The organism is Paraburkholderia sp. 40 (assembly GCF_050434105.1).
GTDB classification, from domain to species: Bacteria; Pseudomonadota; Gammaproteobacteria; order Burkholderiales; family Burkholderiaceae; genus Paraburkholderia; species Paraburkholderia tuberum.
The window spans coordinates 1133424-1146484 of record NZ_JBNPVY010000003.1; the positions used below are offsets into that span (position 1 = coordinate 1133424).

General features: G+C 62.3%; 13 protein-coding genes and 1 pseudogene. 9 read left to right on the plus strand and 5 right to left on the minus strand.

Going from position 1 to position 13061, the window contains the following annotated elements:
* The first annotated feature begins 149 nt into the window (after nt 1-149).
* Entirely contained in the window at nt 150-1373 is a 1224-nt protein-coding gene (locus OKW28_RS20700) for a YeeE/YedE family protein (protein WP_429448430.1), read from the plus strand.
* A gap of 18 nt (nt 1374-1391) precedes the next feature.
* Here the strand turns inward: OKW28_RS20700 and OKW28_RS20705 are convergent, their stop codons facing one another.
* Entirely contained in the window at nt 1392-1565 is a 174-nt protein-coding gene (locus tag OKW28_RS20705) for a hypothetical protein (RefSeq protein WP_429448431.1), read from the minus strand.
* A 583-nt stretch (nt 1566-2148) separates the two neighbouring features.
* Between OKW28_RS20705 and OKW28_RS20710 the strand changes: the two genes are divergently transcribed.
* Nucleotides 2149-2652 carry a Crp/Fnr family transcriptional regulator gene (locus OKW28_RS20710; RefSeq protein WP_429448433.1) on the plus strand — a complete coding sequence of 168 codons (504 nt, stop codon included), beginning with the start codon at nt 2149-2151 and terminating at the stop codon, nt 2650-2652.
* A 42-nt stretch (nt 2653-2694) separates the two neighbouring features.
* On the opposite strand, the gene OKW28_RS20715 is transcribed toward OKW28_RS20710, so the two are convergent.
* Together OKW28_RS20715 and OKW28_RS20720 are read right to left on the minus strand one after the other, a co-directional pair.
* Nucleotides 2695-3597, minus strand: a complete 903-nt coding sequence (locus OKW28_RS20715; RefSeq protein ID WP_429448435.1) for an ATP adenylyltransferase family protein — start codon at nt 3595-3597, stop codon at nt 2695-2697.
* A 51-nt stretch (nt 3598-3648) separates the two neighbouring features.
* A complete protein-coding gene (locus tag OKW28_RS20720; RefSeq protein WP_018422486.1) occupies nt 3649-4134 on the minus strand; it encodes an adenosine-specific kinase in 486 nt (161 codons plus the stop codon).
* 413 nt (nt 4135-4547) lie between these two features.
* Between OKW28_RS20720 and OKW28_RS20725 the strand changes: the two genes are divergently transcribed.
* The 4 genes from OKW28_RS20725 to OKW28_RS20740 all read left to right on the plus strand — a co-directional run bounded on the left by OKW28_RS20725 (nt 4548) and on the right by OKW28_RS20740 (nt 7130).
* Nucleotides 4548-5612 carry a hypothetical protein gene (locus tag OKW28_RS20725; protein WP_429448437.1) on the plus strand — a complete coding sequence of 355 codons (1065 nt, stop codon included), beginning with the start codon at nt 4548-4550 and terminating at the stop codon, nt 5610-5612.
* Nucleotides 5609-5854 carry a hypothetical protein gene (locus tag OKW28_RS20730; protein ID WP_429448438.1) on the plus strand — a complete coding sequence of 82 codons (246 nt, stop codon included), beginning with the start codon at nt 5609-5611 and terminating at the stop codon, nt 5852-5854. Before OKW28_RS20725 ends, OKW28_RS20730 begins: the two co-directional genes overlap by 4 nt.
* Before the next feature lie 67 nt (nt 5855-5921).
* Entirely contained in the window at nt 5922-6251 is a 330-nt protein-coding gene (locus OKW28_RS20735) for a hypothetical protein (RefSeq protein WP_429448440.1), read from the plus strand.
* Nucleotides 6252-6284: 33 nt separating this feature from the next.
* Entirely contained in the window at nt 6285-7130 is an 846-nt protein-coding gene (locus OKW28_RS20740; RefSeq protein ID WP_429448441.1) for a GNAT family N-acetyltransferase, read from the plus strand.
* Nucleotides 7131-7217: 87 nt separating this feature from the next.
* On the opposite strand, the pseudogene OKW28_RS20745 reads toward OKW28_RS20740, so the two are convergent.
* Together OKW28_RS20745 and OKW28_RS20750 are read right to left on the minus strand one after the other, a co-directional pair.
* Nucleotides 7218-7587, minus strand: a pseudogene (locus OKW28_RS20745) (methyl-accepting chemotaxis protein); the annotation flags it as partial.
* Between the two features lie 104 nt (nt 7588-7691).
* Entirely contained in the window at nt 7692-8588 is an 897-nt protein-coding gene (locus OKW28_RS20750; RefSeq protein WP_429448821.1) for a LysR substrate-binding domain-containing protein, read from the minus strand.
* A 179-nt stretch (nt 8589-8767) separates the two neighbouring features.
* On the opposite strand from OKW28_RS20750, the gene OKW28_RS20755 reads away from it, so the two are divergent.
* The 3 genes from OKW28_RS20755 (at nt 8768) to OKW28_RS20765 (ending at nt 13060) form a co-directional block, all read left to right on the plus strand.
* Nucleotides 8768-9934 (plus strand): mandelate racemase/muconate lactonizing enzyme family protein, encoded by a 1167-nt coding sequence (locus OKW28_RS20755; RefSeq protein WP_429448442.1) that lies wholly within the window; start codon nt 8768-8770, stop codon nt 9932-9934.
* A 146-nt stretch (nt 9935-10080) separates the two neighbouring features.
* Nucleotides 10081-11451, plus strand: coding sequence for a C4-dicarboxylate transporter DctA (dctA, locus tag OKW28_RS20760; RefSeq protein WP_429448444.1), 1371 nt, complete (start codon nt 10081-10083; stop codon nt 11449-11451).
* Between the two features lie 61 nt (nt 11452-11512).
* On the plus strand, nt 11513-13060 hold the full coding sequence (locus OKW28_RS20765; protein ID WP_429448446.1) for a methyl-accepting chemotaxis protein: 1548 nt from the start codon (nt 11513-11515) through the stop codon (nt 13058-13060).
* The last annotated feature ends 1 nt before the right edge of the window (nt 13061 follow it).

Sequence of the window (13061 nt, forward strand, 5' to 3'; positions counted from 1 at the left end):
AACCTTGCCGGGCAACAGCCGCAACGCGACATTTCGGTATACTTGCGAGCTTTCCCAAAACGATTATTCGCGGCCCTCGTCCCGCGCCATCGACCGCCGTTTCATAGGCGTGCCACCCTCGCGCGACAAGCGCGTCCGCCCCGCTCATCATGTCCGATCTCTCCACGCCGTTCGGCGCGCCCCGCCGTCTCGTCAACATCAATCCGAAGCCGCTCGCCGTCGCGCTCGCGCTGGTCGTGCTCGGCGCGATCTATCTCGCGCAGACCGTCAGCGTGAAACAGGCCGCGCTGTACGTCCTCGGCGCGCTGCTCGGCGTCACGCTCTATCACGCCGCGTTCGGCTTCACGTCCGCATGGCGCGTGTTCATCGCCGACGGCCGCGGCGCCGGCCTGCGCGCGCAGATGCTGATGCTCGCGATCGGCGTGCTGCTGTTCTTCCCGGCGCTTTCCGCCGGCACGCTATTCGGTCATCCGGTCGTCGGCGAAGTGTCGCCCGTCGGCACGTCGGTCCTGATCGGCGCGTTCTTGTTCGGCATCGGCATGCAGCTCGGCGGCGGCTGCGCCTCCGGCACGCTGTATACGGTCGGCGGCGGCAGCACACGGATGGTGGTCACGCTGATCGCGTTCATCATCGGCTCGGTGATCGGCACCGCGCACATGCCGTTCTGGTCCGCGCTGCCGCATCTCCCGCCGATCTCGCTCGTGCAGACGCTCGGCGTCGGCCCGGCGATCGCGCTGAACCTCGTGGTGTTCGCGGCCATCGCCGCGCTGACCGTGCTGATCGAAAAGCGCCGTCACGGCCGTCTCGTCAGCGACGTGGATCGCGCCCCGAACGCATCGCCGTGGCTGCACGGCCCGTGGCCGCTCCTCACCGGCGGCGTCGTGCTCGCGATCCTCAACTTCGTGACGCTCGCGCTGTCGGGCCATCCGTGGGGCATCACGTCGGCGTTCGCGCTGTGGGGCGCGAAGGCGTTCTCCGCGATGGGCGTCGACGTCGCGAGCTGGCATGTGTGGAGCACCGGCCCGAACGCGGCCGCCCTTGCCGCACCGATCAGCCACGACGTGAAGTCGGTAATGGACATCGGCATCGTGATCGGCGCGATGGTTGCCGCTTCGCTGGCCGGCCGCTATGCGCCGGTGTGGCGTCTGCCGCTGCGCTCGCTGATCGCGGCAATCATCGGCGGACTGATTCTCGGCTACGGCGCGCGCCTCGCGTACGGCTGCAATATCGGCGCGTACTTCAGCGGCATCGTGTCGGGCAGCCTGCACGGCTGGCTGTGGCTCGTCTCGGCATTTTTCGGCAACGTGGTCGGCACGAAGCTGCGTCCGGTGTTCGGCCTCGCGGTCGAGCGCGTCAAGCGGACGGGCTGCTGAGCGGGCGGCTTCGGCCGCCTATCGGGCGGGGGCTGCGCTGCCGGCCTCCCTTGCACCCGTCTGAAGCCGTCGCGCGAGTTCGTCAGCGATCTGCTCCGCGCTTTTCCTGACCGCCGTCTTTTCATCGCGGCCGGACAGAACGACCTTCGCGGCGATCACGTACGGGTTGAGCTTGATCACGGCGCCCGGCATATCCCTGCTCGCCCCCTCTTCAACAGTTTCATAGAGCGGCGGTAACTCCGGTGTAGCCAGGTTATCGCAGGAAACCGCGACCTGAAACTGGCTTTGAGATCGCCCAGGATGCCTCGCGCGCGGTGGCCTGGCCCGCTGTCAGGGGCGATGTTCGCGGCGTCGAGATCGAAATCGGAGACATAGACGACCGGCGGCGCGACAGGAGCCGCGAGCGCTGCCGACGAATCCGCGGCCAGACATCCTTGTGCGCTGGCACACAGGTACGTCGCCAGACATACCATTCGCACCCATCGCAACACCATTGCGCACCTCCACGCAGATCGCCTGGTACTAGTTGCATGACAGCGACGAAATACGGCATTCATATCGCGGCCGTTCATCCAGCTTAGGTCTTTCAGAAGCGCACCCATGGCTCGATCGTCTGCATCGCGATCTGAAAATCCTATACTGGGTCGGTGCGGTTGCTGCCTTCGCGCGTTGTCTGCGCATCCGTTTGCGCGAGTCCAATCGTCCGACATGACGCCGCTGAAATGCGGTGGACCGCGCGTTGCGTCATCTGCCTGACAGAACGGAAAACCAAGCCATGCTGACGATCGACGACATCCGCGCCGTCCCGCTGTTCTCGACCCTCCCCGACAGCGAACTGGAAATCCTCGTGCACGCGTGCGCCGACCTGCATCTATGCGCGGGCGAGTTCGCGGTCCATGAAGGCGGCGAGCGCGCGTTATACGCCGTGCTGTCGGGCAAGATGGAAGTCATCAAGACGTTCGACGGCATCGAGCGAACCTTGGGCTGGCGTCTGCCCGGCACGATTTTCGGCGAAGTGCCGCTCGCGCTGAGCTCACCGTTTCCGGGCGCGTATCGAGCGGCCGAGCCTTCGCGCGTGATGCGGGTCGACGCGCCGCAATACTATGCGCTCGCGGCGGCGCCCGACGTGGCGTTCAAGATGGGCGCGCTCGCGCGCGAACGCATCGGCGGGCTGCAAAGCCTTTCCGCCGAGCCGCCAAAGGCGCGTGTGACGATCGTCGGCGAGGGCAGCATGGCGATTGCTTTCGCGCACAGGTATTTGCAGTCGGACGGAGCTTGAGTTCGTCGCGTGAGTCTGCTGCGCGGTCGGGTTGCACGGCCGCTATGTATTCGCAGGCAGCGCGACGCGTTCCAATACCGTCATCGGGCCGAGGCTTTCGATCACATCCAGTTGAGCCGCATCGCGCACGAACAGCGAACCCGCAAAGCCGAGTGCGTTGACCGACACGCCTTCGACGCGCTCTTGCGATCTCGGCACGAGCAACATCCAGCGCCGCGTGACCAGGAGGTTGTAGGGCGTCGCATGACAGCAGGCACGGCCGATTTCGAGCGCGCCGATATCCGCCGCGTCGAGCAGCGTGCGATAGCGGGAAAGCGCCAGCTTCGGCGCATCCGCGCGAGCCAGATCATCGGCGTGAAAGCGTGCGAACGCATGCCGAAACGGCAGATCCGGCATGCCGTTCTCCGCACCGAGCAAGGGCTCGACAGGCACGGACGGATCGGCTTCCCCGAGCGGCAGCGGCACGATCTGCAGGTGCTTGTGCGGCTGGCTCGCGCCCGCCTGCGTGCCGGCGTTGTAAAAGCCGATGCCGTCGAATTCGGCCATGCACGCGAGCAGCGCTTCGAAATCGGCAAGATCGAGCAGCGCTTCCTGCGGTTCGAATTCGCGCGTGACGATCAGCAGATGATGATCGATCACGTTGAACTTGTTCAGCAACGCGAGGTGAGTATCGGAGATGTCGGCGACGAACAGATCCGGCTCATAGGGAAGAAATGGGTTCGCCTGAGGGTGTTTTGCCGTCTGCAGCTTTCGCGCTTGCTCGCGTTGCTGTTCCTTGCGCGTCAGGCTCGACACCTGACGCACGAGAAAGCGGATGCCGCCGCTGTCGATCACGGACTGTTGCGTGTCGATCGGTCGCAGCGCGCCGCAGCTCAGCGCATGTCCGGTCTGTCGCACAATGGCGGGCCACAGCGTGCCCGGAATCAGGCGTCGTTGTCGTTCCATAGGAGGTCGGCAGGCATCGCGGCGCGCGTAAAGCGGGTGAACGCGCAGCCGCTACAGCTTGTAGCCTATCGTGCGCAAAAGATCCTTGCGCCATTGAATGTCCTCCGCGCTTTCCGTGCCGACAGGCGAAAAACCATCGACCACGCCGACGATGCCTCGCCCCTGATCTGTTTCAGCGATCAGCACTTCGACGGGATTCGCCGTTGCGCAGAAGATGCGGCAGACCTCCGGCACGGCCTTGATCGTGTTCAGCACGTTGACGGGGAAAAAGCCGTCGCCCAGAAACACGAAGAAACTATGGCCCGCGCCGACGTTGGTTGCGTTCTGGCATGCCATCTCGACGAGGCTTTCGTCGGTGCCGGAGCGCCGCACGAGGCGCTTGCCGGAAGCCTCGCAAAACGCGAGACCGAACTTGATACCGGGCACCGTGCCGACCATCGCTTCGTGAATATCCTCGACAGATTTGATGAAGTGGCTTTGCCCGAGAATGAAGTTGGTCGCTTCGGGCTTGACGACCTTGACGGCGGACAATTGCATGGTGGACCTCGCTCCATTGCGGCAACACGCCGATGAAAACACGTCGAACACGGGCCAACGCGACCGTGGATGGTTCGCGTGTCAGCCGGTCTTCGTCGATCCGGCTTCTAGCCTAGTACTAACCGCGCGTGAGCGAAACCTCGACCGACCACGAGCCGCGGGATTCGAATGCGCCCGGACACCGCTTCCGAGTCGCGCCAGTCCAGGATCGAGCAGGCCGAGAAAGCCTGACTTATGGCGACACTGATCGACCAAGAGCCGATCCATCCTCATAGCGTTTTGACCCGCTTTAAACCCCATCGCACCGCGGCAACCTCTCCGGGTCAACAAGGTCAACCGCCGGTTTACGCCCCCGACCGAGTGTGCAAGTATCTTCACCAAGCCGCATCCCGCACACTCTTGCGAGGTTCACGATGGCCTGGAAACTTTGGAAGACCGAGAAGCGGTACGACGAGACGCGAAGCTGGCCGAGCGGCACGCATGAGTCGTTGAAGCAGCTTCTGGATATGTACCTGGGCGGCGACTCGCCACCGTTTGCGAACTGGGCCGCGCCTGGAATTACTTTTGCGCCCGAAGTCGAAACGCTCGCGCGAGACGGGGTCCGGGGGTATCAGCTTGCCCTCTGGTTGTGGCTTTTCGCCGAGAAGCACGGCACGATCGCGGCAAAAATGGTGCGTGAGTCTTTGTGCCTGCTCGCCGACGCGATGCAACCGTCGTCCGGCGACAAGATCGACTCGCTCCTCGACCTCGAAAACCGCCTCGCGCATTCTGTCGAGGACCTTTCCGCTCAACAGCGCACCTTCCGACTGGAGGGTCTGTCCGTCGAGCTACCCATGGAGTTTTTCCTCGCTACTGCCTTCCTCCGGCTCGCACCGGACTCGCCTTATGCCGGGAACGAAGGCACCTACCTGCAAGGCAACGACTTCAAACTGGCCGACTGTTTTCACCATGCAACCGAAGAGGGGCTGGCGGTATTCCGGCCCATGATAGACGCGGTCGACTTCGACGCGAAATCGCTGCCCAACTGGAGATGGAGTGCTCATCCCGGCGCCGCCGAGCGACACCTGCAACGCCGCCACAAGAATCCCCTTTTCGCCCTTCATCGCCAGATGGTGACGGCTCATGAGGTCTATGAGGCACGGCTTGCCGACGCTCGGGCCATCGAGGACATCAGGACCGAGCTCAATGAGACTAGCCGGTCGTTCTCCGAGACGACCGAATTGCCCTTGAACTGGCAGCCTTCCTCGAAGGATACCGGGACCACGTCGACAGGCTTGACGAACGCCGGCTCGTCGTTGGCGGACAGAGCACGTCGCTCGGCAATGCAATTGCAGCGTTGCGCGCCGACATACTTGCGACCTGGCGCGCTTCGATTCACAAGAACCGGCACAGTCTCGCGACTCTGGAGCAGGAAGAAGCGAAACGGGCTGAGCGACGGACGTTGCTGTATGGATGCGAGTGGACGGCCCAGCTTTTGAGCCACGGGTCGCTGATCCCGCCGGAAGAGGTGGTTCCCGCCCTGCTAAGCGAGCCCCCCTCCGAGCTGGAAAAGGTGGTGACCGGTCTGCGGGGCGAACCGCGACTGCATGAGACGCTTGCGCAGTGTTGTGCAACTGCGCATCGGCTTGTGAACGAGCTTCGCGCGGCTGGTCATCAGCTTCCCGACATCGACGACAAGCTTCGCATTCTGGATGGTGCGCCCGGCCAGTTGCCGGTCTGATCGTCTTCCAGGTGTGCCATGTCGTGTTACCTATCTGGATGCCACGCCCGACCCACAAAGGCCACTTATGACCTCTTCCTCTCGTGACCCGCTCGATGTAGCGACCGAGGCGGTATCTACGCTTTCAGGGTACCTGGAGCTTTCGCTAGACAAAGGAAAGAGCCTGATTTTTGTGCTCTCTCAAGGCGAAAATTGCGAAGTCTATCTTGGTGATCCTGGCGAGCCAGACGCGGACTGGATAAGCTGCGCGGCCATTCCGAACAAGCTGGTCCACGCGCTTCTGGAGACCACACGGTCAGGATTCAACCAGTTGGTCATTGAAGGACAGGCCTACCGCTTCGCTCGGACCTTCGCGCAAGTTGCCGAGCAGGGCGCTGTCGTCTTCACACCTGCGTAGACGTTGTAGCCAATCACGTTGATGCATTTGATCATGGATGATCGTGACGATTTCATTGTGCGCAACATGTCGTTCCGCGAGGTCGATCTGGCGGTCGAATGGGCTGCGGCAGAGGGGTGGAATCCGGGCCTCGACGACGCGAGGTGCTTCTGGAATGCAGACCCCAATGGCTTTTTCGTCGGTACCTGGCGTGGGGAGCCGGTGGCATGTATCTCGGCAGTCGCCTACGATGAGCGTTTCGGTTTCATTGGCCTCTACATCGTCAAGCCGGCGTTTCGCGCCAGGGGTTTCGGTCTGCGCACCTGGCAGCACGCGATGCGCTATCTGGGAGATCGTACGATCGGCCTCGATGGTGTCGTTGCCCAGCAGCAGAACTATGAAAAATCCGGCTTCCATCTCGCCTATCGCAACATCCGCTTCCAGAGCGTCGTGCAAGCGGCGTCGACGCCAAACCTGACGAACGCGCGGGAGGTACCCTTCGCGCAACTGGTTGCCTACGACAGCGCATGTTTTTCGACCGCCCGTCCCCGCTTCCTGGCGGACTGGATCGCGCAACCGCAGGCGCTGGCCCTGGCGGATGTGCGCAACGCTCAGATAAGGGGGTACGGCGTGCTGCGCCGTTGCAGGACCGGCTACAAGATCGGTCCGCTCTTTGCGGACGACTCACGGATTGCCAACGATCTGTTCGACGGACTGGTCGCGAGCGTCGAAGGCGAAGTCATCGCGTTCGACGTCCCGGAGGTCAACGCGGCCGCCGTAGCGCTCGCTGAACGCTACGGCATGGTTAGCGCGTTCGAAACGGCGCGAATGTACACTCGCGCCCCGCCGGCCGTTCCCGTGCAACGCGTGTTCGGGGTGAGTTCGTTCGAACTAGGTTGACTGCAAAGATCGAGCCGCTGGAAAAAACCGGCGGTGATGCGCTAAACCTCCACTACGATCCGAGCGGTCCGCCCCGAATGGGAGCGATCATCGAGCGACCGTAAGCGACGACTCACGCTGACCGGCGATAGTAAAAAGGCGCACGGTCTCATCGAGCACATGAGCGGAGTCGATCAGCCGTTGCGCGGTGGCCGTCGCTTGCATTGGAGACATCGTCGATGATGGTCAGTACGCGTCTGACCGTCTCGTCGATCACTTTCATCTGCGACGCGGTGCGGTCGATCAGTTCCGTTCCTTGCGAGACTTCCGCGACGGTCAGATCCACCACGGACTTGATTTGCCGGGCAGACTCCGCGCAACGTTGCGCCAGCATGCGCACTTCGGTGGCGACGACCGCGAACGAACGGCCGGCGTCGCCAGCACGGGCGGCTTCGACCGCCGCGTTCAATGCATGAATTATTGATGGTTATCTGACTAGCTTAGTCGGGTATTCGAAAGCTTGTTCCCATCAAATACGATCCACCTGTGATTGAGTCGCAGCGACGCCTCGCGACATCAACGTCACTTTCGCGAGACCCACTTCTTCCTTTCCGGAACTTCGACGATGGCGTCGACCGGTGTGAACGGTGCGTGAAAATGATCGACGAGGAAGTCAATGAAGGCGCGCGCCCGCGCGGTCTGATTGCGCTGCCTGGGGTAATAGACGAACAGGTCCGCAGACGGCAGCACGGTATTCGGCAGCACGAGCTTAAGACGCCCGCTCTGTACATACTTGGCCAGATCCCATTCAGAGCGAATCAGAATCCCATGACCGTCGAGCGCCCACCGAAGGGCAATGTCGCCGTCATTGCTCGATAGCGCGCCTTTGACCTTGATCGCCTCGATGTGGTCGTTCACGATGTAGCGCCACACGCCATAAGCGTCATCGTTCTGCCGATGAATGATGCAGCGATGCTGGTGCAGGTCCTCCACCCGCTCGGGCGTTCCAAAACGTTCCAGATATTTCGGGGACGCGCAAAGAAAACGGCGATTGCTCATGATGCGCCTCGCGCTCAGGCGACTGTCGGGTAGCTCGCCGAACCGTATCGCCATGTCGAAGGCCCCTTCGACGAGATCGACCGGCCGGTCTGTCACCTCGAACTGAACTTCGACATTCGGAAAGCGCTTTGCGAAGTCGGAGACGAGCGGCGCGATGGTCGTCCTGCCAAAACCGAGCGTCGCGTTGATGCGCAACGGCCCATGCGGATCGCGTCTGGCGCCGGTTATGGCCTCCTCCATCTCGCGGACCTGCCCGACGATCTGGGACGCGTAGCGCAGATAGGTCTCGCCCTCGGGCGTCAGGCTGACGCTGCGCGTGGTCCGGTTGACCAGACGCGCGCCGAGTCGCTGCTCGATGATCCCCAGCCGCTTGGTCGCCGCTGGCGGACTCAGATCGAGCGCCCGGGCGGCGCCGGACATGCTCCTGAGTTTCGCCAGGAGAATGAAGAACTCAAAGTCGGATGCGGGGGCAGTACTCACTTTTGGTGAAATATGTAGTGAACGTAAGTGAATTCTAGCAAGCTCTTTCGCGGCTAAGCTATGCACCACATTGAAGCCGGGGTGGCTCAATAACTGTTCAAATCTCTGGAGACAGTGGCGTGAGAATCGTTGAAATCCGCGAAAAAACCGTTCCGATCAGTTCCCCGATCCGGAACGCCTACATCGACTTCAGCAAAATGACCTTGAGTCTCGTCGCGGTCGTCACGGACGTCATTCGCGACGGCAAGCCGGTGATCGGCTACGGCTTCAACTCGAACGGCCGTTACGGCCAGGGCAAGCTGATGCGCGAGCGCTTCATTCCGCGCCTGCTCGAGGCCGCCCCTGCCTCGCTGGTCGACGACTCCGGCGACAACCTCGATCCCCACAAGATCTGGGCGACGATGTTCATCAACGAGAAGCCCGGTGGCCACGGTGAGCGGTCCGTCGCCATCGGCACGATCGACATGGCCGTCTGGGACGCGGTGGCGAAAATCGCGGGCAAACCGCTGTTTCAGCTCCTCGCGGAACGACACGGCAATGGCGAGGCCAACCGCAAGATCTTCGTCTACGCGGCGGGCGGCTACTACTATCCGGGCCAGGACCACGAAAAGCTCAAGGATGAGATGCGCAGCTACATCGACCGGGGCTACACGGTCGTGAAGAAGAAAATCGGCGGTGCCTCGCTCGACGAAGACCTGCGACGCATCGACTCGATCCTCAGCGTGCTGCAGGACGGCCAGAAGCTCGCGGTCGATGCCAATGGCCGCTTCGACCTCGATACGGCGATCAGGTATGCGAAGGCCCTGTCGCAGTACGACCTGTTCTGGTACGAAGAGGCGGGCGACCCGCTCGACTTCGAGTTGCAGGCGACACTGCGCAACTACTATGACAAGCCGATGGCAACTGGCGAAAACCTGTTCTCGATGCAGGATGCTCGCAACCTGATCCGCTACGGCGGCATGCGCCCCGATCGCGACTGGCTGCAATTCGATTGCGCGTTGAGCTACGGCCTCGTTGAATATCTGCGAACGCTCGACATGCTGCATCAGCATGGCTGGTCGCGCAGCCGTTGTATTCCCCACGGCGGGCACCAGATGTCGCTGAACATCGCGGCGGGCCTCGGACTTGGCGGCAACGAATCGTACCCGGACCTGTTCCAGCCATACGGCGGCTTCCCTGACGGCGTTCGCGTCGAGAACGGATATATCACGATGCCGGAGCTGCCCGGCATCGGCTTCGAAGGCAAATCCGACCTCATCGCCGAGATGCGCAAGTTGGCTGAATAACGCGTGCTCGCAACGGCACCGACCAATATTCCCGGTTGAATGGCTCATATAAAGACGGAACGAAGCCGGCTCAATGCGGCCCTCCCACGCTGCTGCGTGGGAGGGCCGCATTTTCCCTTTGAAGACGCCACGCACAGGAGACAGACATGCCAGTATCGAAAGTAAGAAGAGCACTTTCCAAGCTGTACGTTCAGGTCCTCATCGGGATCGTGGCCGGGGTCCTACTCGGCCACTTCTACCCCGAGCTCGCCTCGCAGATGAAACCGCTGGGCGACCTGTTCATCAAGCTGATCCGGATGCTGCTTGCACCGATCATCTTTGCGTCGGTCGTGGTCGGGATTGCGCGCATGAACGACCTTCATCAAGCCGGCCGGGTTGGCGTGAAAGCCCTCCTGTATTTCGAACTGGCGTCGACCATTGCGCTGATAGCGGGAATGGTAGTGGTCAATGTCATCAAACCCGGCAGCGGAATGAACATCGATCCCTCGCAGATCGATGCCGCTGCGATTTCGACCTACACGCACGCGGCGCAGCAACACGGCATGCTCGACTTCTTCATGAGCATCGTTCCGAATAGCATCGTCGGGGCATTCGCCAATGGCGAGATGCTTCCCATCATTTTCTTTTCAGTCCTGCTCGCCATCTCGCTGGCAAAGCTCGGACCTCGTGCCGCGCCATTCGTCGACATGCTCGACATGTTCCTTCAAGGAATGTTCGGCGTCGTGCGAATCGTCATGTACGTTGCTCCGATCGGCGCGTTCGGGGGCATGGCCTTCACTATCGGCAAATACGGCATCGGCACGTTGGCATCGTTCGGCGAATTGATGCTTTGTCTGTATCTGACTTCGTTTTTCTTCGTGTTCTTCGTGCTCGGCCTCGTCATGAAAATGTGCGGGCTATCGCTGTGGAAGTTTCTCCGCTACATCAGGGACGAGATTCTGATTACGCTCGGCACGGCGTCGACTGAAGCGGTGTTGCCGCAGATGCTGATCAAGATGGAGGCGATGGGCTGCGCTCGCCCGGTGGTCGGCATGGTCTTGCCCACCGGCTACACGTTCAATGCCGACGGAACGGCGATTTATCTGACGATGGCGGCCTTGTTCATCGCCCAGGCGATGAACGTCCACCTGAGCATCTGGGACCAGTTGCTCGTGCTCGGCGTACTGCTGCTCACGTCGAAGGGTTCTGCGGGTGTGGCCGGGGCGGGATTCGTCGCACTGGCCGCGACGCTCGCCTCGATGCACAAGATTCCCGTGGAAGGCCTCGTGCTGCTGCTCGGCGTGGACCGCTTTCTCAACGAGGCGCGCGCAGTCACGAACCTGATCGGCAATGGCGTTGCCACCGTCGTCGTCGCTCGCTGGGAGGGGCAACTCGACAGGAACCTGGCGCGCGCGGTGCTGGATCGCGACAATACGCCTCACTTCCACACACCTGTTCCTGCCGCGCAACCGGCGATCCCGCCGGCACCGACGACCGAAGCCGCCGCGGTTCTCGACGGCTCGCCGAATCATCGCTAGAACTGAACTTTTCCGGGTGGGTGCCGTTAATGCAGAGACATCTCACTCCACCGAATTCAGCATGAAACTGACCATCAAGTTCCGTCTTCTCGCCACACTCGCCTTGCTCGGGTTCCTGCTGACGGTGACCGGCGTGCTGGGGATCGCCGGCATGCGTGGTTCAAACCATGCCGTTGCGCAGGCGTACACGAACGACGTGGCTGCCGCAACCGCGCTCGGCAAGTCCAACCTGAACCTGACGGTAGTGCGTACCACGCTCGACCGCGTGCTGCTGCACCCGGAAGCAGCGGACAGAGCCGCGCTCATCGATAAGGCGCGCAACTATCTTGCGGTCTCCGACAAGGCCTGGAAAGAGTACCGCGCACTGCCCGTTTCCGAGGCCGAGGCGGCCTTGTCGAAGGCCGTGGCCGACGCCCGTGAAGCGATGCTGCATGGCGCACTCGAGCCGATGATGGACGCGATGAGCCGTGGCGATCATGAAGCCGCCGACCATGATGCGATGGTCTTGATGCCACCGCTGTCGGCGGCTCTCACGCAGAAAACCGCGGATCTGGACAAGTTTCGCAACGAGCAGGGCAATGTGCGTTACAAGACGGCACAGGACCGGTATGACACCCTCGTGACAATTACCGGAATCGCGATCGCCGTCGGTCTTCTGACCTGCGTCACCTGCGGTTTCACGCTGCTTCGCGCAATCGCGCGCCCGATCGATATGACGGTGCGCCATGTCGAGCGACTCGCTCAGGGTGACATGTCGCAGCAATTGCGCTTCGACAGTGATGACGAAATGGGTCGCCTCGTCAGAAGCGTCGGGCAGATGCAGATGGACATCGGCACGATGATCGAACAGATCGCGCGCGGCAGCGAGTCGATCGCATCCGCGACCCAGCAGATCTCGGCCGGCAACGCGGACCTGTCGGCGCGCACCGAGACGCAGGCGGCGTCCATCGAGGAAACGGCGGCGAGCATGGAGCAACTCACCAATGCCGTCACGGAGAACGCCGCGCACGCGCGTGAAGCGCGCGAGCTGGCCGACGCGACGAAGACCACGGCTGGTGCGGGTGCGGACGTGGTGCGTCAGGTCATCGCCGCGATGAGCGACATTCACGACGGTGCGAAGAGGATGGGCGAGATCATTGGCGTGATCGAAGGCATCGCCTTTCAAACCAACATCCTTGCGTTGAATGCGGCTGTCGAGGCTGCTCGCGCCGGAGAGGAAGGACGTGGCTTTGCCGTCGTCGCTGGCGAGGTGCGCAATCTCGCCCAGCGCTCAGCGACAGCGGCGAAGGAAATCAAGGAGCTTATCGACGCCTCGACAGCCCGCGTCGCGGACGGTTCGCGCCTGGTCGGTCGGGCCGGTGAGACCATGGGCGAAGTACAGACGGCCGTCAGCCGCGTCACGTCGATCATGAGCGACATCGCGACGGCCTCGGCCGAACAGAGCGATGGCATCGAGGAAGTCAATCGGGCGATTACGCAGATGGACCAGATGTCGCAGCAAAATGCCGCGCTGGTCGAGCAGGCAGCCGCCGCGGCCGCGTCGCTGACCGAGCAGACCGGTCTGTTGACGAAGGCGGCGGGTCGATTTCGCTTTGCGTCCCTGTCCTGAT